General features: G+C 57.5%; 27 protein-coding genes. 16 read left to right on the forward strand and 11 right to left on the reverse strand.

The annotated features are described in order from the left end of the window. The first annotated feature begins 18 nt into the window (after positions 1-18). On the forward strand, positions 19-642 hold the full coding sequence (locus AC0V6X_RS14525) for a YqaA family protein (protein WP_486185256.1): 624 nt from the start codon (positions 19-21) through the stop codon (positions 640-642). A gap of 49 nt (positions 643-691) precedes the next feature. On the opposite strand, the gene spt is transcribed toward AC0V6X_RS14525, so the two are convergent. The 3 genes from spt to AC0V6X_RS14540 all read right to left on the reverse strand — a co-directional run bounded on the left by spt (position 692) and on the right by AC0V6X_RS14540 (position 2666). Then, positions 692-1924 carry a serine palmitoyltransferase gene (spt, locus tag AC0V6X_RS14530; protein ID WP_486185257.1) on the reverse strand — a complete coding sequence of 411 codons (1233 nt, stop codon included), beginning with the start codon at positions 1922-1924 and terminating at the stop codon, positions 692-694. An 11-nt stretch (positions 1925-1935) separates the two neighbouring features. Beyond that, complete coding sequence (locus AC0V6X_RS14535) at positions 1936-2178, reverse strand: acyl carrier protein (RefSeq protein WP_486185258.1); 243 nt, start codon at positions 2176-2178, stop codon at positions 1936-1938. Positions 2179-2297: 119 nt separating this feature from the next. Beyond that, positions 2298-2666, reverse strand: coding sequence for a response regulator (locus AC0V6X_RS14540; protein ID WP_486185259.1), 369 nt, complete (start codon positions 2664-2666; stop codon positions 2298-2300). Positions 2667-2743: 77 nt separating this feature from the next. Here AC0V6X_RS14540 and AC0V6X_RS14545 point away from each other — a divergent pair, with 77 nt between their 5' ends. The 5 genes from AC0V6X_RS14545 to AC0V6X_RS14565 are packed head-to-tail and all read left to right on the forward strand — an operon-like array spanning position 2744 to position 5997. Further along, positions 2744-3040 carry a DUF3572 domain-containing protein gene (locus tag AC0V6X_RS14545; protein WP_486185595.1) on the forward strand — a complete coding sequence of 99 codons (297 nt, stop codon included), beginning with the start codon at positions 2744-2746 and terminating at the stop codon, positions 3038-3040. Next, positions 3040-3669: an HAD family hydrolase gene (locus tag AC0V6X_RS14550; protein ID WP_486185260.1), complete on the forward strand. Its 630-nt coding sequence runs from the start codon at positions 3040-3042 to the stop codon at positions 3667-3669. The genes AC0V6X_RS14545 and AC0V6X_RS14550 overlap by 1 nt, the downstream gene beginning before the upstream one ends. Continuing rightward, positions 3666-4121 (forward strand): RidA family protein, encoded by a 456-nt coding sequence (locus tag AC0V6X_RS14555; RefSeq protein WP_486185261.1) that lies wholly within the window; start codon positions 3666-3668, stop codon positions 4119-4121. Before AC0V6X_RS14550 ends, AC0V6X_RS14555 begins: the two co-directional genes overlap by 4 nt. After that, complete coding sequence (locus tag AC0V6X_RS14560) at positions 4118-4846, forward strand: glycerophosphodiester phosphodiesterase family protein (RefSeq protein ID WP_486185262.1); 729 nt, start codon at positions 4118-4120, stop codon at positions 4844-4846. The genes AC0V6X_RS14555 and AC0V6X_RS14560 overlap by 4 nt, the downstream gene beginning before the upstream one ends. Further along, complete coding sequence (locus AC0V6X_RS14565) at positions 4843-5997, forward strand: GNAT family N-acetyltransferase (RefSeq protein WP_486185263.1); 1155 nt, start codon at positions 4843-4845, stop codon at positions 5995-5997. The genes AC0V6X_RS14560 and AC0V6X_RS14565 overlap by 4 nt, the downstream gene beginning before the upstream one ends. A gap of 3 nt (positions 5998-6000) precedes the next feature. Here AC0V6X_RS14565 and AC0V6X_RS14570 read toward each other — a convergent pair whose 3' ends face one another. Next, the gene (locus AC0V6X_RS14570; RefSeq protein ID WP_486185264.1) at positions 6001-6327 is read right to left on the reverse strand and encodes an SEL1-like repeat protein; all 327 of its coding nucleotides are present in this window, start codon (positions 6325-6327) and stop codon (positions 6001-6003) included. A 334-nt stretch (positions 6328-6661) separates the two neighbouring features. Between AC0V6X_RS14570 and dksA the strand changes: the two genes are divergently transcribed. From dksA to AC0V6X_RS14590, 4 genes are all read left to right on the forward strand, one after another. Next, on the forward strand, positions 6662-7120 hold the full coding sequence (dksA, locus tag AC0V6X_RS14575; protein ID WP_486185265.1) for an RNA polymerase-binding protein DksA: 459 nt from the start codon (positions 6662-6664) through the stop codon (positions 7118-7120). Positions 7121-7340: 220 nt separating this feature from the next. Next, entirely contained in the window at positions 7341-7694 is a 354-nt protein-coding gene (locus AC0V6X_RS14580) for a PilZ domain-containing protein (RefSeq protein ID WP_486185266.1), read from the forward strand. A 79-nt stretch (positions 7695-7773) separates the two neighbouring features. Then, positions 7774-9243 carry an ABC transporter substrate-binding protein gene (locus AC0V6X_RS14585; RefSeq protein WP_486185267.1) on the forward strand — a complete coding sequence of 490 codons (1470 nt, stop codon included), beginning with the start codon at positions 7774-7776 and terminating at the stop codon, positions 9241-9243. 18 nt (positions 9244-9261) lie between these two features. Next, complete coding sequence (locus AC0V6X_RS14590; RefSeq protein WP_486185268.1) at positions 9262-9786, forward strand: DUF4112 domain-containing protein; 525 nt, start codon at positions 9262-9264, stop codon at positions 9784-9786. 10 nt (positions 9787-9796) lie between these two features. Here the strand turns inward: AC0V6X_RS14590 and AC0V6X_RS14595 are convergent, their stop codons facing one another. Beyond that, positions 9797-10405, reverse strand: coding sequence for an HNH endonuclease (locus AC0V6X_RS14595; RefSeq protein WP_486185269.1), 609 nt, complete (start codon positions 10403-10405; stop codon positions 9797-9799). Positions 10406-10549: 144 nt separating this feature from the next. Between AC0V6X_RS14595 and gluQRS the strand changes: the two genes are divergently transcribed. From gluQRS to AC0V6X_RS14615, 4 genes are all read left to right on the forward strand, one after another. Further along, positions 10550-11404: a tRNA glutamyl-Q(34) synthetase GluQRS gene (gene gluQRS / locus AC0V6X_RS14600; RefSeq protein ID WP_486185270.1), complete on the forward strand. Its 855-nt coding sequence runs from the start codon at positions 10550-10552 to the stop codon at positions 11402-11404. Positions 11405-11429: 25 nt separating this feature from the next. Further along, positions 11430-11666 carry a hypothetical protein gene (locus AC0V6X_RS14605; RefSeq protein WP_486185271.1) on the forward strand — a complete coding sequence of 79 codons (237 nt, stop codon included), beginning with the start codon at positions 11430-11432 and terminating at the stop codon, positions 11664-11666. After that, entirely contained in the window at positions 11666-12241 is a 576-nt protein-coding gene (locus AC0V6X_RS14610; protein WP_486185272.1) for a cob(I)yrinic acid a,c-diamide adenosyltransferase, read from the forward strand. Before AC0V6X_RS14605 ends, AC0V6X_RS14610 begins: the two co-directional genes overlap by 1 nt. Before the next feature lie 84 nt (positions 12242-12325). Further along, on the forward strand, positions 12326-13195 hold the full coding sequence (locus AC0V6X_RS14615; RefSeq protein ID WP_486185273.1) for a 3-hydroxyacyl-CoA dehydrogenase NAD-binding domain-containing protein: 870 nt from the start codon (positions 12326-12328) through the stop codon (positions 13193-13195). Between the two features lie 30 nt (positions 13196-13225). Here the strand turns inward: AC0V6X_RS14615 and AC0V6X_RS14620 are convergent, their stop codons facing one another. Both AC0V6X_RS14620 and mutS read right to left on the reverse strand, forming a co-directional pair. After that, entirely contained in the window at positions 13226-13711 is a 486-nt protein-coding gene (locus tag AC0V6X_RS14620) for a hypothetical protein (protein ID WP_486185274.1), read from the reverse strand. 51 nt (positions 13712-13762) lie between these two features. After that, positions 13763-16396 (reverse strand): DNA mismatch repair protein MutS, encoded by a 2634-nt coding sequence (gene mutS, locus AC0V6X_RS14625; protein ID WP_486185275.1) that lies wholly within the window; start codon positions 16394-16396, stop codon positions 13763-13765. Between the two features lie 167 nt (positions 16397-16563). Between mutS and AC0V6X_RS14630 the strand changes: the two genes are divergently transcribed. Next, positions 16564-18825 carry an NADP-dependent malic enzyme gene (locus tag AC0V6X_RS14630; RefSeq protein ID WP_486185276.1) on the forward strand — a complete coding sequence of 754 codons (2262 nt, stop codon included), beginning with the start codon at positions 16564-16566 and terminating at the stop codon, positions 18823-18825. On the opposite strand, the gene AC0V6X_RS14635 is transcribed toward AC0V6X_RS14630, so the two are convergent. After that, positions 18822-19559, reverse strand: coding sequence for a site-2 protease family protein (locus AC0V6X_RS14635; RefSeq protein ID WP_486185277.1), 738 nt, complete (start codon positions 19557-19559; stop codon positions 18822-18824). The two genes, AC0V6X_RS14630 and AC0V6X_RS14635, sit on opposite strands and share 4 nt — an antisense overlap. A gap of 21 nt (positions 19560-19580) precedes the next feature. After that, the gene (trmB, locus tag AC0V6X_RS14640; RefSeq protein ID WP_486185278.1) at positions 19581-20285 is read right to left on the reverse strand and encodes a tRNA (guanine(46)-N(7))-methyltransferase TrmB; all 705 of its coding nucleotides are present in this window, start codon (positions 20283-20285) and stop codon (positions 19581-19583) included. A gap of 109 nt (positions 20286-20394) precedes the next feature. On the opposite strand from trmB, the gene AC0V6X_RS14645 reads away from it, so the two are divergent. Further along, on the forward strand, positions 20395-21615 hold the full coding sequence (locus AC0V6X_RS14645; protein WP_486185596.1) for a mechanosensitive ion channel family protein: 1221 nt from the start codon (positions 20395-20397) through the stop codon (positions 21613-21615). Positions 21616-21682: 67 nt separating this feature from the next. Here AC0V6X_RS14645 and ctrA read toward each other — a convergent pair whose 3' ends face one another. Both ctrA and rpoN read right to left on the reverse strand, forming a co-directional pair. Further along, positions 21683-22378, reverse strand: a complete 696-nt coding sequence (gene ctrA / locus AC0V6X_RS14650) for a response regulator transcription factor CtrA (protein ID WP_067600795.1) — start codon at positions 22376-22378, stop codon at positions 21683-21685. A 265-nt stretch (positions 22379-22643) separates the two neighbouring features. Continuing rightward, entirely contained in the window at positions 22644-24167 is a 1524-nt protein-coding gene (gene rpoN / locus AC0V6X_RS14655; RefSeq protein WP_486185279.1) for an RNA polymerase factor sigma-54, read from the reverse strand. Between the last annotated feature and the right edge of the window lie 5 nt (positions 24168-24172).

The following is a 24172-nucleotide window of genomic DNA, read 5'->3' on the forward strand; positions in this document are numbered from 1 at the left end:
GCACTTTACGAATGGACGATGGACAAGGCTGCCCACCCGAAAGCTGTCTGGTGGCTGGCCTTCTTCTGCTTCATTGAGGCCAGCTTCTTTCCCATCCCGCCTCATCCACTGCTTGGCTTGATGTGTTTGGCGGAACCTAAGAAAGCCCTGCGATTCTCGCTAATTGCAACCATGGCCTCCGTCGCAGGTGGTTTGTTTGGTTATGCGATTGGCTTTTTCTTCAGAGAGTTGATCGGTGAGCCCCTTCTGGCGCTTATCGGCTTGCTCGACAGTGTACCTGCCGCCGAATGCACTTTCGATCAGTACGGTGCGTATGCAGTCACAATCGCAGCCACGACGCCGGTGCCATTCAAGTTGCTGACCATCACTGCCGGCTTCCTGAGAATGGACCTTCTGCCCTTCTTCTTGGCTAGCTTGGTCGGCCGCGCCTTGATTTTTGTCACGGTAGGCGTGCTGTTTCAGCTCTTTGGTCGACCGATCAAGGCGATAATCGACAAATACCTCGGCACGGTTACGACTCTCTTCGTACTGCTCGTGATTGGAGGCTTTCTGGCCATCACCCAACTGGGTGGGAGCGATAGCGACGGAGGCCCTTGCGCTAACCTTGAGGCGAGCGAGCCGGATTTGACTGCCCAATCGTAGGTGGTTCGCGACAGAGCTGCTTATCACCAATTCGGCTAACGAATAGGTGTCAGGAAATAATCCCAACCGCTTTACCGGCATTCTCAAACATCTGAAGGATAGTTTCGACCTCTTCAGCCGAATGCTCCGCGCAAAGCGAGCAGCGCAAAAGGGTCATACCGGCTGGTGTCGCAGGCGGCCTTGCGAGGTTGACATAGAGGCCCTCTTTTAGGAGCGCCTCCCACATCATAGCGCCGTGTTCGAGATCAGGCATGATCACCGCCACAATCGCGCTCTGTGGCTCATCTGTACCGAGTTGGAAGCCCAGCTGCGTGAGGCCTGCGTGTAGCCGCTTGGAGTTCTCCCAGAGATGCGCGCGTTTGTTCGCGCCGTGCATCAACTTACGAATAGAAGTCGCCGCCGTTGCCACCACACTCGGCGGCAAGCTGGCCGTGAAAACGTATGGCCGACAGACCAACCGCATGATGTCAAATTTGGGGTGATTGGAAACGCAGAAGCCGCCAACCGTGCCAACGCTCTTCGAAAAGGTCCCGATGATGAAATCGACATCATCAATGACGCCCTGCTCCTCAACCACGCCGCGCCCATTCTCGCCGATAAAGCCCATCGAGTGAGCCTCATCCACCAGCACCATAGCGCCGTAACTCTTTGCGATGGCGATCATTTCCTTGAGCGGCGCAACATCGCCCAGCATCGAATAGACACCTTCAAGGATCACGAGCTTTCCAGCATCTTCGGGAATGCGCCGCAATCGTTTCTCCATCGCCTCAATGTCATTGTGACGGAATGGCACGATCTCGGCATTGCCCATCGCGCAGCCGTCATAGATCGAGGCATGGCTGTCGATATCGAGGACGATGTAATCGCCTTTGCCGGCAATAGTCGAAATGATCCCGAGATTGGCCTGGTACCCGGTCGAGAAGACCATTGCATGGTCCATGTCGTAAAACTCTTTGAGCGCATCCTCGCACTCTTTGTGGCCTTGGTAAGTGCCATTGAGGACACGGCTACCAGTCGTCCCTGAACCGAAGTTCGTAAGCGCATCACGACCTGCATCGAGCACATCCGGATCGAACGTCATGCCCATATAGTTATAGGTGCCAAGCAGAATTGTGTCGCGCCCATTGCAAATTGCACGGGTAGGCGAGAGCACCTTTTCCATCACTAGGTTGAAGGGATCCTCAACACCGCTCGCGAGCAGCGTTTCACGCGTCTCAATTATCGGATCAAATTTCGAGAACAGGTCGCCCTTTGGCGCAGTCTTGGTCACAGCGTCGGTCATGGAGGTCTCTGTCAGCTTTCCTGCATTGTGTGCACAGCCTTGATCAACTGGCCAAAAGTTTCAATTTCGGCCTGCTGGTTCATGCTGATGATGATATCAAATTCATCTTCAATCTCAGCTACGAAGTCCATTACGGTTAGGCTGTCAAATTCGAGATCATTTGCAAAAGTTGTCGCGTCGCTGATTTCAACACCCTTCTTGTTGAAAGGTTCAATCAGGGCGCGGATGCGGGTGTCGACTTCGGCTTCGGTCATAAGGAAAATTGCTCTTAAGAAAGGGATTGCGCCATGTAGCCTGCATTTGGACCCGCTGCAAAGAACAGGGCTCCTAGGCTGGCGGATATGTGGTGGTGGACGGTGTGTGAGACAAGCATCTAGTCGGGAAGAAGCTCTTTCACCGCGTTCATGAAGGGCATGATGGAAACTGGCTTGGCAAGGTAACCTGCCGCTCCGGCAGAGCGGATCCGCTCCTCATCCCCTTGTGCAGCGAAGGCGGTAACAGCCAGTACCGGAATGTTTTGGAGCGACGCGTCCTTCTTCGCCTCTGCGATCAAATCTACCCCCGAAACACCTGGCAACTGGATATCCATAATGATCAAATCGGGTGACGACCCCCGCGCTGTGTCCAGGACTGAGTGTCCGTCGGCCACAGGATCAACCTCAAATCCGTTGGCTTTGAGCACGTCGCAGAACAATCTGCGGTTGAGATCGTTGTCCTCGACAACCATTATTCGTTTTGACACACGGCACCATCATTGATCAGAGCTGTTAGTGTATTAGCCCTGCGCATTAGACCAACCCTTGTTAAGAGGCCATCACAATCCCGCTTTCCTCTGACCCTACTGGCGAGAACAACTCCAGCAACGCGGACAACCGTGCCGCGACTCTGGCTCTGGCCGCAATTGGTTGGATGATGCAGGATGAGGATCGGGCGGAGCGATACCTTGCGCTTACCGGCCTTGACCCAGATTCCCTCAGAGCTGGTCTGGACGATCGCCAAGTCTTGGGCTCTGCGCTCGACTTTCTTGCCAATCACGAACCCGATCTGCTGCGCGCAGCTGAAGAGTTAGCTGTAACGCCCGAAGAACTTATCTCTGCCCGAAAGGACCTCTCCTAATGACCCGCCCTCTCATTATCAGCGATTGTGACGAGGTCATCTTGCACATGGTCTCTCCCTTCAAGGACTGGCTTGAGGAGAGTCAGGGTGTCTTGTTTGACCTGTCAGGCGGCGATTTCGGGAAGGCCATGCGTTGGCGCGAGAACGGCGAATTCCTTGATCAAAAGGAGATATGGCAAATGCTGGGCGGGTTTTTTGACACAGAAATGCCCCGTCAGCAGCCGATTAATGGGGCGATTGAAGCGCTCAATGAACTTAGCGAACACGCAGATGTGGTGGTGCTGACGAACCTTGTCGATTTCCGCCGCGATATGCGCGCAGAGCAATTGGCTGCCCATGGTCTCAACGCCCGCGTCTACACGAACCAAGGTCCCAAGGGACCGGCCCTGCGGAACATTCTGGAGGAGTATTCACCCACTCGCGCGATGTTCATCGATGATCTTCCCCAGCATCACCTTTCCGTCAAAGAAGCTGCCCCCCATGTTGTGCGCCTACATTTCTGCGGTGAACCGATGATTTCGTCTGCCATCGATTGCGCGCATAGAGCAGGCCATGCTGACGCTCGGATTGACGTCTGGTCTGAGGCTCTGCCCTGGCTCAAGAACCGTTTGGAGGAGGTTGACGCATGATTATTGAAGCCCGCTTGAATGAACTCGGCATCGTCCTGCCTGAGGCTGCCGCTCCGGTGGCGAGCTACATGCCCGTCGTAGTCCATGGCGGCATGGCGCATGTTTCTGGCCAACTGCCTTTCGTAGACGGGGCGCTTGTTAGCGGTCGGCTGGGAGAGGATGTCGATCTTGAGGCCGGTGTGGCAGCGGCGCGCGCTTGCGGATTGATGATCTTGGCTCAGCTCAAGGCCGCCGGTGTGCTGGAGCAAGTCGAACGAGTGGTGAAGCTTGGCGCTTTTGTCAGCTCGACAGGAGAGTTCACCGACCAACCCAAGGTAGCCAACGGCGCTTCGGACCTGATGTTCGAAGTGTTTGGCGAGAATGGCCGGCACTCACGCGCTGCGGTTGGCGTGCCGGTCTTGCCCCTTGGAGCGGCGGTCGAAGTCGATGCTATAATCGCCCTGTCTGCATGACCCAGCGTCCTGCCCCTGCGTGGCTGACCAAATGGGAGTACGCCCATCGTGGCCTCCATTCACCCGGGGTGCCTGAGAATTCACTGAGCGCGATGAAGGCCGCGATGGCCGCCGGCATGGGTATCGAGTGCGACATTCAGCGCAGCCTAGATCGCGAGCCTATGGTCTTTCACGATTGGGAGCTTGGCCGGCTGACCGATGGCTCTGGTCTGACCGAGGTCTTCTCGGCTGACGAGCTGGCCAAAATGCGACTGCAAGACAGCATGGATCATATCCCCAGTCTGGGAAGTTTGCTCGCTCAGGTCGCGGGCAAAGTGCCTATTCTGATCGAGATCAAATCGCGTCCCGACTACGATGTGGAACGCAGTTGCCTTTGCACAGCAGAGGTGTTGGCGGGATACGATGGCAATCACGCGGTGATGAGCTTCGACCCGCGTGTGGGCCAATGGTTCGCAGCCAATTCACCCGAAACTGCCCGCGGCTTGGTTTGCACCGACACGCTCGACATGGGCTTCTTGAGCGCCTGGCGAGCGCCCGGCGCGCTTGAAGCAGCACAGCCCGATTTTCTCGCGATGGACATTCGTGATCTGCCCAATGCCATCACATCGTCGTGGCGTGAGAATGGACGCCCATTGCTTAGCTGGACGATCCGTTCTGCTGAATTCCGCGATCGCGCCAAGTCAGAAGTCGATGCCATGATATCCGAGGGCGAGGGGCTTGCGTGACCTCACCTGATGGAATTCCTGGTGATCTGACGGTCCGGCTGGCGCCGGCCGTGGGGCACTTCAGAGCTGATGAATGGAATGCGCTGGGCGGAGACCGCAACCCCTTCATTTCACATGAATTTCTGACTGCGTTAGAGGATTCCAACAGTGTGGGCGAGGGTACAGGCTGGGATCCGGCCCCGATCTGCGTAACTGATGCCAACGACCGCTTGCTTGCCGCCATGCCAAGTTATGCAAAAGGTCACAGCCAGGGTGAATATGTTTTTGACCACTCTTGGGCGGATGCGCTCCACAGGGCCGGGCGAAATTACTATCCCAAGCTTCAAATTGCTGCACCGTTCACACCGGCCAATGGTCCGCGCCTGCTCCTGTCAGATCCTGCACTCGCGCCGCACCTTCTCAAAGGCGCGGAAGTCGTTTGCGAGCAAAATGGCCTCTCTAGCGCTCACGCCACCTTCATCGAGCCGGAACAGACCGCGCTCTTTGAGGAAAATGGCTGGTTGATGCGCAGCGATATCCAGTTCCACTGGATCAATCGTGAATACGAAAGCTTTGACTGCTTTCTTGATGCGCTCGCATCGCGCAAGCGGAAGAACTTGCGCAAGGAGCGGGCGGCAGCGCGGGAGGGGTTGATGATCGAGCGGCTAACCGGCGATGACATCAAGCCACACCATTGGGACGCCTTTTGGGTGTTCTACCAAGATACGGGCGCACGAAAATGGGGCACGCCCTACCTTACGCGTGAAGCCTTCGCTCTTCTGGGCGAACGGATGGGGGATCGCATGGTCCTTATCCTTGCGAGTGATAAGGGCGAGCCAATTGCCGGAGCGCTCAACTTCGTTGGCGCGGACGCCATCTATGGCCGATACTGGGGTTGCTCGCGCGACGTGCGCTTCTTGCACTTCGAACTGTGCTACTACCAAGCTATCGACATCGCGATTGAGCGCAAATTGCCGCGAGTCGAGGCAGGGGCTCAAGGAGGGCACAAGCTCGCGCGTGGTTATGAGCCGGTGCAGACATGGTCAGCTCATTATCTGGTTGATCCTGGCTTCCGAGCAGCGGTTGCGGACTTTCTCGATAGAGAGCGCGAAGGCGTCGCGACCGACCAAATCTTTCTGGATGACAGAACGCCTTTCAAGAAGAGCGAATAGAGCTCACGCTGCGTGGCGCTCTTCTGCCAACCAGCGACGCGCGCGGCGCTGGGCTTCGGCGATCTCGCGGGCCGTCATCTCATCTGAAACATCCGCGCGGCACCAGCCGGCTTCCTCGTGACCACGTGACGCGGCAATGTTGAACCACTTATGCGCTTCGACCAGATCGCATTCGACACCGCCGGATCCGGTCGAGTAAGCCACTCCCAAATTGAACAGCGCAGAAGTGTCCCCGCTCGCAGCTTCAGCAAGATAGCCTGCAATCGCGAGATCGACTGTTCCTTCAGCAATGATCGTGGCTTCGTTCGATTTTACCGGTTTGAATTCCATTTCACTTCCCCGTTTACCCCTCGATCCAAGTCCCCCTCTTGGGCCATGTGCGGATCATCCGGCTCCAGACCTCTCGGATCATGGTCAACAATTGGTTAACGCGATGATTAATTTTTTTGGTTTTGCGAGGGTGGAGAGTGTCTGGTTCGGTCTCTGGTAAGCTTTGATTGGCGATTATCGGCACATGTCTCGCAATCTGACTTGCGGCTCAATGATCGCTTGCCTATAGGCGCGGCTGAGCAAGGGCTTGCCTTAGGCAAGTGGGCCAGGGAGACATTCGCGCTCTGGAGTTGGATTGACCAGAGCGAGAGGTTTTTTGGGATTAGAGGACCACATGGCATCTGCTGCTTCTGACGAAATTGAAATTCTCGAAAAGGCGAAAAGCCTGTTCGCTGAGGACTACGTTCCCAGCGATGACGAGGAGTATATGAGCGAGAAGCAACTCGCCTATTTTCAAATGCTTCTTATCGAATGGAAGCGTTCGATCCATGACGCAGCAGGACAGACGCTGCAGTCGCTAGCAGATGGTCCGATCCGCGAAGCAGACCTGAATGACCGCGCATCAAGTGAGACCGATTGGGGAATTGAGCTGCGCACACGCGACCGTCAGCGCAAGCTTGTTTCCAAGATCGATTCCGCGCTGCGCCGGATCGATCAAGGCGAGTATGGCTATTGTGAAGTGACGGGTGATCCGATTGGCCTAAAGCGGCTCATCGCGCGTCCCGTTGCGACTATGACCGTTGAGGCTCAAGAAGCACACGAGCGGCGTGAAAAGGTCTCTCGCGACGATTAGTCCGGCCCCGATCAAAGTCGTTTCTTTAACGCCTGTGCTCAAGCCGTCCCGCAATGGGACGTGAACACGTTTTACTGCCGATTTCGACCAAAGCTTTACAGCTCATTTACCCCGTTCAGCTAGCTAAGCTGTAGACAAAAAGCCGTGCTCTTGTTTTGAAAGCCCGGCCGAATAAGGGTCCAGGAGTATAGATGCAATGACGAGTCTTGAGACAAGAAGCGTGTCCCGCGACAGTCTTTTTCTGCTCGCCAGTGTCCGTGTGGAGCAGAAAAGCGACCAGCATCGTGTGCGAGTGCGCAACCTTTCCGATGGCGGAATGATGGGCGAAGGCCCGGCGCCGGTTGCTCGGGGCAATCGCGTGGAAGTCGAGCTGCGCAATGTCGGCACTGTCATGGGCAGCGTTGCGTGGGTTCAGGACCAGCGCTTTGGTATCGCCTTTGATGAGGAAATTGATTCGCAGCGTGCGCGTAAACCTTCGAACGACGTTGTGGGCGATCCTGCGACACAAGGAACGATGTCCTATGCCCATCGCGCCCCGCCGCCGCCCAAGGACGTGCCGCTGCGCAAGGTCTGAACCTGCCTAGTCGGGTTTTGACACATTCTGATGTTCAAGATGCGCTGACCTGATCGCCGCAAGCTGCTATCAGCATTTCGTGCGGCGAATCTTTGCGATCTTCCTTGCTGTTGTCCTGACCACTGCCTGCGGCTCATCTGCCGATCAGGGGCCGGTCAACGTCGCCATATTTGGCCAATCCACCTCGCTGTTCCAACAGGGCGTGCGCTTGTCGCCGGGGGCGCAGCATGTGCGCGCTGCAACGCATGAAGGCTTGGTTGCGCTCGACCCAAACGGACAGGTCATCCCTGCCATCGCGGAGCGCTGGATCGTCACTGAAGACGGGATGAGCTACATTTTCCGCCTCCGTGATTCCAATTGGCCGGATGGTGAGCCGATCACTGCTGCTGATGTTCGCCGCATCCTGCTCGACCTCATCAATCAGCTCGACGGAACAACTCTCGGCCTCGACCTTGCCAAAGTCACCGACGTCCGAGCGATGACTGGCAGGGTGGTCGAGCTTCGCTTGTCGAGCCCGATGCCTGAATTTTTGCGTCTGCTGGCTCAGCCAGAGCTTAGTTTCTCAATGCGGGGTGGTGGGTCCGGACCGATGATCTTGTCGCGTGATCTCGAGACCGATCTGGCGCGCTTAAGCGCTCTTCCCCCGGAAGCTCGCGGTCTTCCTGCCCGAGAGGATTGGGAGAGCTTAGCGCGCACTCTTACGGTTCGAGGAATGCCGGGTCAGTCCGCTGTGGATGCCTTCGCTGAAGGAGAGGTGGATCTGCTGCTGAACGGCACAATTGCGACCTTCCCGATGGCGCAGTTGGGACCTTTGTCACGCGGTACCGTTCAAGTTGATCCAGCACTCGGGCTGTTTGGCCTCATTTTCCGCAGCGACAGCGGGTTGCTCGCCGATCCGGCCAATCGTGAGGCGCTTTCCATGGCGATTGACCGGAGTGAGCTCATTCAACCTTTCAGCCTGGGGGGATGGAGTGAAACCACATGGATCGTGCCCAACAACCTGTTTGCCGCCGCCCCGTATCCAGCAAATCGCTGGAGCGGCCAGACCATTGAGGAACGCCGCGGCATCGCGCGCCGACGGATTGCACAGTGGCGCGCTGGCCGGGATGATCCCGCCGAATTGCGCGTTGGCTTGCCGCCCGGTCCTGGGAGTGACCTGCTTTTTGAGCAGGTTTCAAGCGCATGGGAAGCGATCGGCGTTACCGCGATCAGGGTTGGAATGAACGAGTCGGCAGAGCTTGAGCTGCGCGACCGGCTGGCACGGTATTCGTCTCCCCGTTGGTTCTTGAATCAACTCAATTGCTCGATTGATGTCGGGCTTTGCTCTGAAGAAGCCGATGAATTGGTCCGCCAATCGCTTACTGAACGTGACCCTGTCGCGAAACAGGCCCTGCTAGCCGAGGCACATGCCCAACTGGTTGAAACAGAGGTGTTTATTCCCTTTGGAGCACCCGTCCGTTGGTCGCTCGTTCGTGGGGCTGTGAATGGCTATCAAGCAAACCCGTGGGGCCTACACCCCTTGTTCCCGCTGTCTGAGCCCACCACATAATGGGGAAAGGAGAGCATTATGAATGGTCGCGATGGCTTCCCCAGCCCATCAAGCAGCGGTCCTATTGATCCTTTGGGAGAGGGTCTGACACGCGGCACGTCTCGCATGGATGACGCTCATTTTGAGCAAGGCCAGTTCGGCGAAGCGCGGGTTATTGGCCTGACGCTTTCCACCGGTAGTGACCCGGCTTCGGTCCGTGCACGCGTCGAAGCGATGGAAATGCTGCTCGAACGCAGCATCCGTGTGCCCGGCACGAATGTCCCGATTGGACTGGATGCGCTCTTGGGCCTTGTCCCGATCCTTGGCGACATTATCACAACCGCCTTGGGCGCCTATATCGTTTGGGAAGCGCGCAATCTGAAGATGTCGAAGTGGCACCTAACCCGTATGGGGGCGAATGTAGCTTTTGATGCGGTCTTGGGCGCGGTACCGCTGGTTGGTGACGCAGCGGACTTTGTGTTCCGCTCAAACACGCGCAACCTGCGGATTATCAAGAAGTACCTCGACAAGCATCACCCCGAAACACGGGTGCTGGAGGGCTGAGGGCCTAACGCTAAGCCTCCAATTCAATGTCCCAATAGAGCCAGTCGCGCCACGTTTCGTGGAGGTAGTTGGGCGGAAATTGCTTACCTTGCTGTTGCAACTGCCAGCTGGTGGGCCGGATCGGCTTCATCTTTACCGGCATATGCGCTTGGCTGGGGGTTCGCCCGCCTTTCTTCATATTGCACGGCGCGCAGGCAGTGACGATGTTCTCCCACGTGGTACGTCCGCCAAGGCGACGCGGAATGACATGATCAAAGGTCAGGCTCTCGGTCGAGCCGCAATATTGGCAAGTGAAGTGGTCGCGCAGAAAGACGTTAAAGCGTGTGAAGGCGGGAAATTCGCTTTGCTTCACATATTGCCTCAGCGCGATCACGCTGGGGATCTTCATGTCGAGCGAAGGTGAGTGCACCTCCCGATCGTAGCTCGCGACAATATCAACCCGGTCTAGGAACACCGCCTTTATCGCGGTCTGCCAAGGCCACAGCGAAAGCGGGTAATAGGATAAAGGGGTGTAGTCAGCGTTCAGCACGAGCGCAGGACAAGACGACAGATTGCGTGTCGGGTCGTCCTCAGCGCTGCGGAAATGCGCCGCCTTTTCGATCAGTTCGGCTTGAAACACTGTATTCTTGTTCCTCCCTGATTGACACGAACATGCCGTGACACAGTTGGGAGTCAAAGGCGTGACACTGTGGCTATCCACAGGGATAGTCTGTGGAGAAGCTGTGATTGGCGCAATAATATGTCCTGTGGCATGGCTCAGGGAATGAGCGCGCACCAATCTCCGCCTCCTCCGGTCGTCACCCGGTTCGCTCCGAGCCCCAATGGACCGTTGCATCTGGGTCATGCCTATTCAGCGATCGTCTCGCACGATCTTGCCCGTGCAAATGGCGGGGAGTTTCTCCTGCGGATAGAGGATATTGATGGACCACGCTCTCGACCGGAAATGGCGGACGAGTTTCGCCGTGACCTCGAATGGCTGGGTCTCGAGTGGATCGAAGTACCCGCGCAGTCGACCAGGCTGGACAGCTATGCGCAGGCTGCTGATGCGCTTCTTGAACTTGGGCTGCTCTATCCATGCAAACTGACCCGCAAAGAGCTCGCGGCATTGCCCAAAAGAGTTGGGGCCGACGGGTTGGTCTATCCTGGATCGAGCAGAGGTCTGTCACAAATCAAATCGCCCAATGACGGTGATCCTTTTGCTCTGCGTCTCGATATCGAGCGCGCGCTTCAGGAGGTCGGCGAGCTTGTTTGGGTTGATTCTGGATTAGGGAGTGTGATCGCAGACCCCAGACTCCAAGGCGACGTGGTGATCGTGCGCAAGGACCTGCCGGCCAGCTATCATCTTGCCGTTACGCTCGATGACGCAGCGGATGGCGTAACGCTCGTTACGCGTGGCGAGGACTTGCTTGAAGCGACCCACATCCATCGCCTTATACAAGGGCTGCTGGGCTTACCGGTGCCTGATTGGCACCACCACAAACTGGTACTTGATGACGATGGCGAGAAGCTCGCCAAGAGGCGCGGCTCACCCGCTCTCGCGGATCGAAGGGATGCCGGAGAAGATGGTCTGATGCTTGCCGAGCAATTGCGCTTGCACAAATTGGAGGTTGGAACTTGAGCGCAAGTGGCCCATTGAACCTCACATGACCTATTTCCTCGCAGCTGTCCTTGTCGTCTTGTGCATTCTTGTTGTCGTTTCGCTTGTGCGAGGCGTCATCGCATTTCTGAAGACAACCAAGATTGACCTTGAAAGCGGTGAAGGTGAGACCGTCACCGAAATGCAAATGATGCAGAACAAGGCGATGTTCTCCCGGATCAAGTATCAAGCGCTTGCTATTGCTGTGGTCGCGGTATTCGCGTTGCTTGCCAGCGGAAGCTAATGGTCAAACTCAACAAGATTTACACCCGTACAGGCGATGACGGGACCACCGGGCTCGTCGACGGCTCTCGTTCGCCAAAGCACTCGGCTCGAATTGCCGCCATCGGTGCGGTTGATGAAGCAAACAGCGCGATTGGGCTTGCGATCTGTGCGATTGAAGATGCGAGCTATTCTGCGATTCTGACGCGCGTCCAGAACGACCTTTTTGATCTTGGCGCTGATCTCGCTACGCCGTGCGATGATGGCGATTGGACCCCTTCCGAAATGGTACTGCGCATGGTGCCGGGCCAAGCGAAGTGGGTTGAGGAGCGGATTGACGCTCTCAATGAAACGCTGGAGCCGCTTACCAGCTTTGTCCTTCCCGGAGGCTGTGAAGGATCAGCCCGCGTGCATGTCGCGCGTGCGACCACTCGTACAGCTGAGAGGAAGATGGCGGCCCTAGGCGATGCGACACCCGTAAACCCTTCAGCGCTTGCCTATATCAACCGCTTGTCCGACCTGTTGTTTGTGCTCGCCCGCGTGCTCAACGGTGGGGGCAAAGCAGATGTGAAGTGGGTTCCCGGAGCCAACCGCTAGCCAATCGCCAGCAAATCTCTGGTCAGCCCATCACATCCCCGCTAGGGACCGCGCTTTGCTGCACTTGCGAAGAGGGAATTTGCCATGCGGAAAGTAGCCGTCATTGGAGCGGGCCAAATGGGCACAGGGATTGCTCAAACGGTCGCTGCTCACGGTATGGAGGTCATGCTCTCGGATATTGACCTAGCCGCAGCTGAAGCGGGCAAGGCCAAGATCGATGCATCCGTTGCAAAGCTGGTCGGGCGTGGAAAAATCGAAGCCGATGCCGCCGACGCGTTGCTCGCCAAGATCACGCCCGTTGCTGACTATGCGCCGATGGAGGCCGCAGACCTGATAATTGAAGCCGCGACCGAGCGTGAGGAGATCAAGAACGCGATCTTCGAAAGCGCCGGTAAAGTGCTCGCTCCGACAGCGATCATGGCGTCAAACACCAGTTCTATTCCGATCACCCGCATGGCGAACCACTCGCCAGACCCAGAGCGCTTTATCGGCCTGCATTTCTTCAATCCGGTTCCCGTCATGGGTCTTATTGAAGTTATTCCCGGCCTCGCTACTGCTGCCGTCACCACCGACCGCGTGACCGCTTTTGCAGAAGGGTTGGGCAAGCAAGTCGTGCTGAGCCAGGACGAACCGGGCTTCGTGGTCAACCGCATCCTTTTGCCGATGATCAATGAGGCCGTCTTTGTGCTCGGCCAATCGACGGCAGGTATCGAGGATATCGACAAGGGTTGCCGCCTTGGCCTCAATCACCCGATGGGACCGCTGCAACTTGCTGATTTTGTCGGGCTGGACACCTGCCTCGACATTATCAAGGTGCTCTACAAGACCACCCGTGACAGCAAATATCGGCCTGCACCACTGCTGGTGAAATATGTCGAGGCGGGTTGGCTGGGTCGTAAGACGGGCCGGGGCTTCTACGATTATACGGGCGAGGCGCCGGTCCCTACGCGCTAGAGATGTTCGGCTGGCTGCCGCAACTGCAGACTATCGTCCGACAGTACGACCGCCAGGTGGTTGCAGAGGCGGCGCCTCTGGCGCAGCTCCACTAGTGACGCGTTGAGAGCCGCTCCCTCCGGCACTACTGCGTGATGGACGCGAACCGACCGTGGAAGGTGCGCTGCTGTTACCGCTCGATTGCGGCGAGAAGTCGGCAAAGTTGCCCTCAATCTGTCCTTCGCCACCCTCACTGTCGCCGGTAAAACCGCGTGCATTGTTCGGTGTTGAGGCTGCAGCTGCTCCCCAATCATCAGCAACGCTTGCGTCATCAGCCCAAGTCGTTGCCACGGGTGCAGCCTGCGGTGCTGGGGATGGTGCTGTTTCAGGCGCGGTCTCGACGACCTGCTCTTCAGCAGAATTGCCCTGAATGGCGGGCACGATGTAATCCATGCTCAACGCGCCCACGACCGCGATTGCGATCACGACACCTGCGAAACCGAGCGCGACTTTTGTATCTGCAAGACCGTTTGCCATGGCTCGCGTGATACCTCAAAGAGAGTTAAAGTTTGGTAGAGAGAGCACTCACTAATCGAGAGTTCGCTTTAATTCATAAAGCATTTCAAGCGCTTCACGTGGGCTGAGTGCATCAAGATCGGCGTCTTTTAGGCGCTGCGCCAGGACCTCCTCGGGCGACGCTTCGGATTCTTCCTTAGGTGCCGCAGCTGCAAACAGCGGCAATTCGCCCAGCCCTGCCGCCAATCCGCCGGTTTCATCGCGCGCTGCTTCCAGCTTTTCGAGCACTTGGCGCGCTCGCTTCACAACAGGCCCTGGTACACCGGCAAGTTTGGCTACGGCGAGACCATAGGAACGATCTGCCGGGCCCTCGGCCAGCTCATGCAACAGCACGAGGTCACCCTTCCATTCGCGCGCACGGACATGATGAAGCGAGAGGGCTTCACAGGTCTCTGCTAGCCTAGCGAGCTCGTGATAGTGGGTTGCAAACAGGCAGCGGCAGGAGATCCGCGAATGGACAGCCTCAACGACGGCCCAAGCTAGTGCGAGCCCATCATAGGTCGATGTCCCGCGGCCCACTTCATCAAGAATGACAAAACTGCGCTCTGTTGCCTGGCTTAAGATCGCGGCGGTCTCGACCATCTCGACCATGAAGGTGGAGCGTCCGCGTGCCAGATTGTCAGAGGCGCCAACGCGGCTGAACAAGCGGTCGACCAATCCGATCTGCGCCGCCTTAGCCGGCACAAAACAGCCAGCCTGCGCCATCAGCACGATCAAGGCATTTTGTCGCAGAAAGGTCGACTTACCGCCCATATTTGGGCCGCCTATGAGCCAAAGTCGATCGCGCGGGGAGAGCGCGCAATCATTGGCAACAAAGCGGTCTCCGGCCTTGGTAAGGGCGGCCTCCACAACCGGGTGGCGTCCATCTGTAATGGTCAGCCCCACTTCTTCGGAGACTTCCGGGCAGGCCCAATCGCCTTCGCTTGCGCGTTCAGCATTGCCTGCAGACACATCGATGCGAGCAAGCGCGCCAGCAGTGGTCGCAATTGCTTCCCTCACAGAGTGGACCGCTTCAACCAGTTCTTCGAAGTGTGCCTCTTCAGCTGCGAGCGCCCTTCCACCGGCCTCGGAAATGCGCGAAGCTTCTTCGTGAAGGTGCAGCGAGTTGAAGCGCACCGCGCCTTTCATCGTCTGGCGATGAGTAAAGCCGCTGTCCGGTGCCATTAACGCATCACCATGACGACTTGGCACTTCGATAAAGTAGCCGAGCACGCCGTTATGCTTGATCTTGAGCGTGGCGATGCCGGTCTCATCCCGGTAGCGGGCTTCCATCGTCGCAATCGCTCTACGGGCATTGCCAGACACTTCGCGCAGTTCGTCAAGAGAGGCGTCGTAGCCTTCAGCGATAAAACCACCATTGGCGCGCTCAGTGGGGGGCGAGGCGACCAAGGCACGTGAGAGGAGACCGGTAAGCTCACCATGCCCGGTTAGGTTTGGAAGCAACTGGTCCAGCAAAGGCGGTCGATCCGTTTCGCGCACGAGCCAGTCATAAATCCGCCATGCCTCATTCAGGCCATCGCGGATTTGCCCAAGATCGCGTGGCGATCCGCGTCCTGCGACCACTCTGCCAAGAGCTCGGCCAATATCTGGTAACGCGCGCAAAGCGTCTCGCAGATTGGCTCGCTCAATCGGTCGATCCCGCCAGAATCGTACGAGAGCCAGCCGCGCCTCAATATCAACGGCGTCGAGTAGCGGTGCGGAGAGATCCTCAGCGAGGAGTCTTGAGCCTGCCCCAGTGGAACAGCGATCAACTGCAGCGATGAGACTTCCCGAACGCTGGCCCGACTGGCTCTCGAGAATCTCCAGGCTCGCCCGCGTCGCCTCATCCATGACCATGCCTTTTGCGCTCGCACGCTGAGTAGGCGGCAAGAGCAGCGGCAATGACCCGCGCCCGACATGGTCGAGATAAGCGATCAGACCGCCCGCCGCCGCGAGCATTGGGCGGGAGAATTCCCCGAACCCGTCCAGTGTTGAGACGCCGTGGATGCTCTTGAGCCGCTCTGCACCGTGGTCGCTGGCAAAGGCACTGGCAGCATGCTCGCTGGCTTCGTCTGGCGCGTGGGCAAAGCCTTCTGGAACCACCACCTCGGTCGCGCCCAAACGCGCGAGTTCGGCGCGGAGCATGCCGGGCACACATTCGCTGAGTTCCATGGTGCCGGTAGAGATATCGCACGCTGCGATGCCGATGGTTCCGCGGACTTCTACCAGAGCGACTAGCAGGTTCGATTGACGCGGATTGAGGAGGGCTTCCTCGGTCAAAGTCCCCGCTGTGACAAAGCGTACAATGTCACGCGCGACTAGGACTTTCGAGACCGGCTTTCCTTCACGTTTGGCGCGGGCCTTTGCTTCCTCAGGGGTTTCGATTTGTTCAGCAATCGCTACGCGCTGACCGGCTTTGATTAGCCGTGCGAGATAGCCCTCTGCTGAATGGACCGGCACTCCGCACATGGCCACCGGTTGACCATCATGCTCTCCGCGAGAGGTCAGCGCGATGTCGAGAATGTTCGCCGCGATTTTAGCATCGTCGAAGAACAGCTCAAAGAAATCGCCCATGCGGTAGAACAGCAAGCAGCCATCAGCCTCGCGCTTAAGCGCAAGATATTGCTCCATCATCGGAGTGGGTTTGCCCGAAGCATTGCCTGCCATGAAACGGACCTAGCGAGAGCGAGGGCGATTCGGGAGTCGAGCGCCGGACTTATCCAGCGCAGGCTGATGACTGGTCCAATTCGACCCACTCGCCTCTATCATCTGCAGCGCAGCCGGGCTAAGCCGCTCGCATGACTAAATCAGGTGGGTTCTAAAGGGGTTCAGGCATGGCAGAGGATACCAAGGGCGGCTTCACCAGCCGCGAAGCGCTGTTCTATCACGAGACGATCCGTCCCGGTAAGTTGGAGATCGTCGCGACCAAGCCGATGACGTCCCAGCGTGATCTGAGCCTAGCCTATTCTCCTGGTGTTGCTGTGCCGGTCGAAGCTATCGCAGCAGACCCTTCGCTGGCAGCGCGCTACACCGCGAAAGCCAACCTGGTGGCGGTGATCTCAAACGGTTCGGCGATCCTTGGTCTTGGCAATTTGGGAGCGTTGGCCTCAAAGCCGGTGATGGAGGGCAAGGCGGTCCTGTTCAAACGCTTCGCTGACGTCGACTCGATCGATATCGAGCTCGCCACTGAGGACCCCGAAGCCTTCATCGAAGCGGTTGCGCTGATGGAACCCAGCTTTGGCGGGATCAATCTTGAGGACATTAAGGCGCCTGAGTGCTTCATAATCGAAGCGGCTCTGCGCGAGCGGATGAACATTCCGGTCATGCATGATGATCAACATGGCACCGCGATCATCACTGCCGCTGGCCTGCTCAATGCGTGTTTCCTGACGGACCGCAAGATAGAGGATGTGAAGGTTGTCGTGAACGGCGCGGGTGCGGCGGCTATTGCTTGCACGGCGCTGATCAAGGCGATGGGCGTGCGACATGACAATGTGATCATGTGCGACCGCTCCGGACCGATTACTCCGGGCCGCGACAAAGTCGACCAGTGGAAGAGTGCCCACGCGGTCAAGACCGATGCAAGCAATCTGGAAGAGGCGCTCAATGGCGCGGACATCTTCCTTGGCCTTTCAGCCGCGGGTGCGCTCAAGCCCGAATGGGTTGAGAAGATGGCGGACAAGCCGATCATCTTTGCTATGGCCAACCCGGTTCCCGAGATCATGCCGGACGAAGCCAAGAAGGTGCGTCCCGACGCGATCATCGCGACCGGACGCAGCGATTTTCCGAACCAGGTCAACAACGTGCTGGGCTTTCCCTTCATCTTCCGCGGCGCTCTGGATGTGCAGGCGACGACCATCAACGAAGAGATGAAAGTGGCCGCTGCCACTGCGATCGCGGAGCTAGCCCGCGACCGTGTGCCGGAGGAAGTGGCGAGCGCCTATGGCAAGAACCAGAAGTTTGGAACCGACTACATCATCCCCGCGCCATTTGATCCGCGTCTGATTGAAGTTGTGTCGTCAGCCGTAGCCAAAGCGGCTATGGATTCAGGCGTGGCTCAGGCTGAGATTGCGGACTTTGATGAGTACCGCCACGCTCTCAAGTCGCGCCTTAATCCGACCACTTCGGTGCTTACAGGGGTCTATAACGAGGCCAAGTCCAACCCCAAGCGGATGGTCTTTGCCGAAGCGGAAGAGGAAGTGGTGCTGCGCGCTGCGATCCAGTTCCGCGACTTTGGTTATGGTACGCCGATTCTCGTGGGTCGGACCAAGGCAGTGCAAGACAAGCTGCACCAGCTCTCGGTCAGCGATCCCGGCAGTTTTGAGATCCAAAACTCTGCCGATTCAAAGCACGTCCCTCAGATGGTCGACTACCTCTACAAGCGTCTCCAACGGCGCGGCTACACAGAGCGCGATGTGCGCCGGATGGTCAATCAGGAGCGTAACGTCTTTGCCGCCTTGCTGGTTGCGCTGGGCCATGGCGACGGACTGATTTCAGGCCTGACCCGGACCTATGCCCAGACCATGCGCGAGGTGAACTTGGTTCTGGACAAGAAGAAGGACGCGCTTCCTTTCGGCATCCATATGATGATCGGAAAGAACCACACCACCTTCTTGGCAGACACCACGATCAATGAGCGCCCCTCGTCAGAGGAGCTTGCCTATATCGCCAAGGAAACTGCAGCGGTTGCCCGCCGAATGGGGCATGAACCGCGCGTCGCGTTCCTGTCCTATTCGACCTTTGGCAACCCTTCAGGTCAGTGGCTGAGCAACATCCGCGATGCGGTGTCTATCCTTGACCGGGAAGGCTGCGATTTCGAATATGAGGGCGAGATGGCGCCCGATGCCGCGCTCAACGAAAAGGTCATGGGGCTGTATCCGTTCAGCCGTCTCTCGGGTCCGGCAAACGTGTTGATCATGCCAGGTCTGCAATCCGCGAACCTTTCGGCAAAACTCCTGCGCGAATTGGGCGCGAACACGACCGTGGGCCCAATGCTTCTAGGTATGGAGAAGCCGGTGCAGATCGCTCCGATGACAGCGATCGCGCCCGATGTGCTGACGCTGGCGGTTTTGGCGAGTGCTGGTGTGGTTGGCTAAGCTTTCCCGCGTAGCCAGCGCCAATGCTCAAGGATGATTGCCCCATCGCTGTCTCTGTAGGGCAGAAGGTTGAGCACGCCCGAGGCAATTGAGACTGCGATCAGCACTTGGATCAGGCTTTCGATCCAATCTCGCCACCATTTCGCCCGAAGCCGGGCCTTTCCCCGTTCTATAGTTCGCTCCAGAACCTCTTGCGTGGGGAGTGGAACTGGCGATCCCATGGAGCGCGGCTCGCCTTCTTCATAGGCCACAATTGCGGGCTCAAGGGAAGTCACTGGCGATATGGGCTGGGTAGGGGGTGCAGTCACGATCAGCGCCAGGATGAGCAGCCCGGCGCACACCAAATTCCATACCGGCCCCGCCGCAGCGATTGCGATCTCGTCTCGGCGCGTCCCGCAATCATCGGGGAAATTGTAGCTTACGAAGCCTGCAATATCTCCGCCTCGCCTCTCCCGCATGATCAAAAACTTCCGTGTCGGCGGCGCATAGGCAAAGGGAAGCACCGCGATCATGTTGATCCGCGCCCCGCGGCGACGAGCGACCACTGCGTGACCGATCTCGTGGACGAAGGTAGCCACAAAAGTCATCGCGCCGATAACGAGGAAGGCAATGAAGCCATTGTCGATAGCCTCGGTCGACACCGCCGAAATGAAGACCGCGATGGCCGCGATCCAGAACATGGCCTTTGTGGCTAGCTCAGCTGCTCTATGCTTCCAGTTGCTTTGCTGAGCCATGTAAACTGCGACCCTTGCCCCTCAGTCCTTGCGACGAAACCGGAAGTACCAGACCTCGTGCCCGAACACTGTCCGGGCCTTTTGCTCATAGCGGGTTTCGCACCAGCCTGAGGGGCGGTTCTGCCAGCTTTTGGGGGCTTCAACGACCCATTCGAATTCATCGGTAAAACGCTGCATGACCATCAGAGCGTGGCGGACATAAATCGGGTGATCGGTGCCAAAGCGGAACTCACCACCCGGTTTCAATTTGTCCGCGATAAGCTGGACCGGCCCGTCATTCATCATCCGCCGCTTGGCATGCTTGTTCTTGGGCCAGGGGTCCGGGTGGAGCAGATACACCATCAGCAGCGCATCATCAGGAATGCGCTGAAGCACCTCGATTGCATCACCATGATAGATGCGCACATTGGAGAGTTTTTGCTCTTCCAAATGGGACAGCGCCTGCGCCACCCCGTTTAAGAAGGGCTCCGCACCGATCAAACCATGATTGGGCAGCAGATCTGCGCGATAGGCGAGATGCTCTCCGCCGCCAAAGCCGATCTCAAAATGCAGCGGGCAGTCTTCGCCGAACAGCGCCTCTGCTGTCACTGGCCCCTCTGCTGGCACTGCAATTTGCGGCAGCAGATTGTCGACCAAATCCTGCTGCTTGGCGCGCAAGGGTTTGCCGACGCTGCGGCCATAAAGCCGGCTGAGAGTGGTGGGGTCGCCTTCTTTGAATGCACTCATGGGAAGGCGCGCTAAGCCGACCGGGCGGGGCTTGTCCAGCCCTCAAGTGGGTGCAAACCGGATAAGCGGGTTGAGGGAGGGGGCAGTGTTCCTATATCGCGCTGCGATGATGGATCAGCTTTCCGAGTTTTTTTACGCCCAGCCTGATTGGCTTCAGACGATAACGGCCTTGGCCATGCTAGCGGTCGCGGCGCTGGGGGTGAATTATGTGCTCAAGCACGTTATCCTGCGGATCGCCGCTCCCTCTCTCGATCGATCAACCAAGACGATTGATAAAGCGGCTTCCTGGCTGGCGACCGCTGCGCCATTGTTGGTCGTTTCTCGCGGGATCGCTGTCGTACCCCACCTGCCCGAATCGGTGGCTACCGTAATTGGTAACACCGCTCAGGCGTTGGTCGTCATGTCGGTGGCGATGGCGATTGTTAAGGCGCTGACCTACGCCAATGAGCTGTATGAGCGGCTACCCCGGTCGAAGAACCGCCCGATCAAGGGCTTCGTCCAAGTGATAAAAATTGTCGTGCTGTGCGGCGCTGCGATCATCTTGATCTCCGTTCTGATCGACGAATCTCCATTGCTCCTTTTGTCTGGTCTGGGCGCTGTCACCGCCGTCTTGTTGCTGGTCTTTAAGGACACTATCCTAAGCCTCGTCGCGTCGGTCCAACTGACCACTAATGACATGCTGCGCGTAGGCGACTGGATCACAATGCCCAGTATGGATGCTGACGGTGATGTGGTCGATATTTCCCTCCACACGGTGAAGGTGCAGAATTTCGACAAGACTATCACTACGATTCCAACGCACCGTCTGGTTTCTGACGCCTATCAGAACTGGCGTGGGATGGCAGAGAGTGGTGGGCGCCGCATCAAGCGCAGCATTGTCCTCGACCAGAATACGATCCGCTTCCTCGGCGATGACGAAGTGGTCGATCTCAAAAAGTTCAAGATGCTCAAGCCCTATCTTGCTGCCAAGCGTGAGGAGATAGCAGAGTGGAACGCCAAGGAACTCGAAGGTGAGGACGCGCCCGTTAATGCGCGCAGGCTGACCAATATCGGCACATTCCGTGCCTATATTCAGGCCTATCTGCACTGGCATCCACGCATCAATGACGGCTTCACGCTGCTGGTGCGTCAGCTCCCGCCGGGACCGCAGGGCCTGCCGATTGAGATTTACTGCTTCACCGATACGACCGGCTGGGAAGTCTATGAAGGCATCCAGGCGGACATCTTCGACCACCTGCTCGCCATCGCGCCTGAGTTTCATCTCAAGCTATTCCAAGAGCCATCAGGAAGCGACTTCGCAGCTGTGATTAGCGCTTCCAGCGAAGAGTAGGGGACAAAGAAAAACGCCCAGTGACTTTGAAGCCACCGAGCGTTTTACATTTTCGGGTAGTCGAAGTTTAAGCGGCTTCGGCTTCGTCTTGCGGATCGCGCAGCACATAGCCGCGGCCCCAAACGGTTTCGATGTAGTTCTCACCACCGCAAGCATGGCTCAATTTCTTGCGCAGCTTGCAGATGAAGACGTCGATGATCTTCAGCTCGGGCTCGTCCATGCCGCCATAAAGGTGGTTGAGGAACATTTCTTTGGTCAGCGTCGTGCCTTTACGCAGGCTCAGCAGCTCCAGCATTGCATATTCCTTGCCGGTCAGGTGGACGCGGGCGCTGTCGACTTCGACGGTTTTGGCATCGAGGTTCACAGCGAGCTTGCCGGTGCGGATGATCGACTGGCTGTGGCCCTTCGAACGACGCACAACAGCGTGAATACGAGCGACCAACTCTTCACGGTGGAATGGCTTGGTCACATAATCGTCCGCGCCAAAGCCGAACGAGCGAATTTTGCTGTCCATTTCGGCGATGCCCGAAAGGATCAGGACCGGCGTCTGCACCTTGGCAACGCGCAGCTTCTTGAGCACATCATAACCGTGCATATCCGGCAGGTTAAGATCGAGCAGGATGATGTCATAATCATACAGCTTACCCAGATCGAGGCCTTCCTCGCCCAGGTCGGTAGAATAGACATTAAAGCCTTCAGTCGTCAGCATCAGCTCGATAGCTTTTGCCGTTGTTGGCTCGTCTTCGATCAACAGAACTCGCATTATCGGTCCCCTAATTGCCCCTAGTGGCGGACATAATGTGCTCGGTAACTCCTCGATAAGAGGTGTTGCCATGTATTAACCACGCAAGGTCTGAACGGAAAAGGTTAACGTCACGTAAATGGATTGGTCGGAAAATATGTGAGTCTTTTGAGTCACAGGTGGTTTTCGGAGGGGCGTTGGGGTTCGGCGGCTCAAGATTGCTTAGCAGCAGAGGGTGCGCCTGCGCTATTTCGGTAGTGGCAAGCTGTTGTGCTTGTTTAACAAATCACAAATTTTCGAGCTTCTTAGCCCGGCGCCGTTGCGCGCTCGACCCGATCCCGATGGCTTCGCGATATTTGGCCACTGTACGTCGCGCCAAATCGAACCCTTCTTCGTTGAGCATGTCAGCCAGTTTCTGATCAGACAGCACCTTCTTTGCGTCTTCGGCGTCCGTTAAAGCCTTAATGCGGGCCTTGATCGCTTCAGAAGAGGCGCCTTCGCCATCTGATGAGGCGACTCCGCTCGAGAAGAAGTACTTGAGCTCAAACGTTCCGCGCTCGCACCAAAGATATTTGTTGCTCGTCACCCGACTGACCGTGCTTTCATGCATATCGATCTGTTCGGCCACTTCGCGTAATGTGAGCGGGCGCAATTCGGAAACTCCACGCCGGAAAAACCCGTCTTGCTGCTTAACGATCTCCGATGCAGTCTTAAGAATGGTCTTCTGCCGCTGGTCGAGTGCACGGATCAACCAATGCGCATCGGCTAGCTTTTCCTTGAGCCAGCCTTGCGTTTCAGCATCAGCCGCTTGCCCTCCAGCGCTGTCGTTGAGCTCCACATAATAGCTACGATTGACCACCAGACGTGGGAGCGTGTCTTCGTTGAGCTTGATGTCCCAGCCCCCGCTATCCGTCGCGGTAAGCAAGACATCGGGCACGACTGCGCTTGCATCGGAAGGCGCAAAAGTGAGACCGGGCTTGGGATCGAACTGCCGCAGCTCTTTCAGCATGTCGGCAAAGTCTTCGTCATCGACCCCGCACAAGCGTTTGAGCCGCGCTACTTCGCCTTTTGCCACCAGTTCGAGATTGTCGATCAACGCTGCCATACAAGGATCAAGCCGATCCGCCTCGCGCGCTTGAAGGCGCAAGCACTCTGCGAGGTTGCGCGCACCCACACCGGTGGGATCGCACATCTGGATCACTTCAAGCGCGTCTTCGACATCCTCCACGCTTACTCCCAAATCGAAGGCAAGGTCGCGCAAGTCTGTGGTGAGGTAGCCCGCATCATCGATCCGGCCCGCTATGTGCTGCGCGATGAAGGCCTCTTTGTCATTGCAGGCCAGCGCTCCGATTTGCGCTTCGAGATGTTCATGGAGCGAGAGCTCTGCGGCACGGCTGGCTTCTATGTCTGGCAGATCATCGAAGCCGCTCACACCTCCAGAAGCGCCCCACTCGCTGTCATTCGGAGAGCCTGTCGATGCCGTCGTCGTCGCCCCGTCACCTGTATCGCGGTCACGATCCAATGCGCCTGCGTCCAGATCGAGCGGTGCTTCATGCTCCCCTTGCGCTTGTCCGATCAGTTGATCAGCTGTGAACTCCTCTCGCGGAATGTCATCGGGTTCGCTTGCGGGCCCGGTATCTTCTCGCGAGACCGCTCCTGCTTCGAGCAGAGGGTTGGTCTCAAGCGCATCCGATATAAAAGTCTCAATCTCAAGATTGGAGGCGGCCAGCAGCTTGATCGCTTGTTGCAGCTGCGGCGTCATCACCAGCTGCTGCGATTGGCGAAGGTCTAGGCGGGGACCAAGGGCCATGGGGC

The organism is Erythrobacter sp. S267 (genome assembly GCF_057365045.1).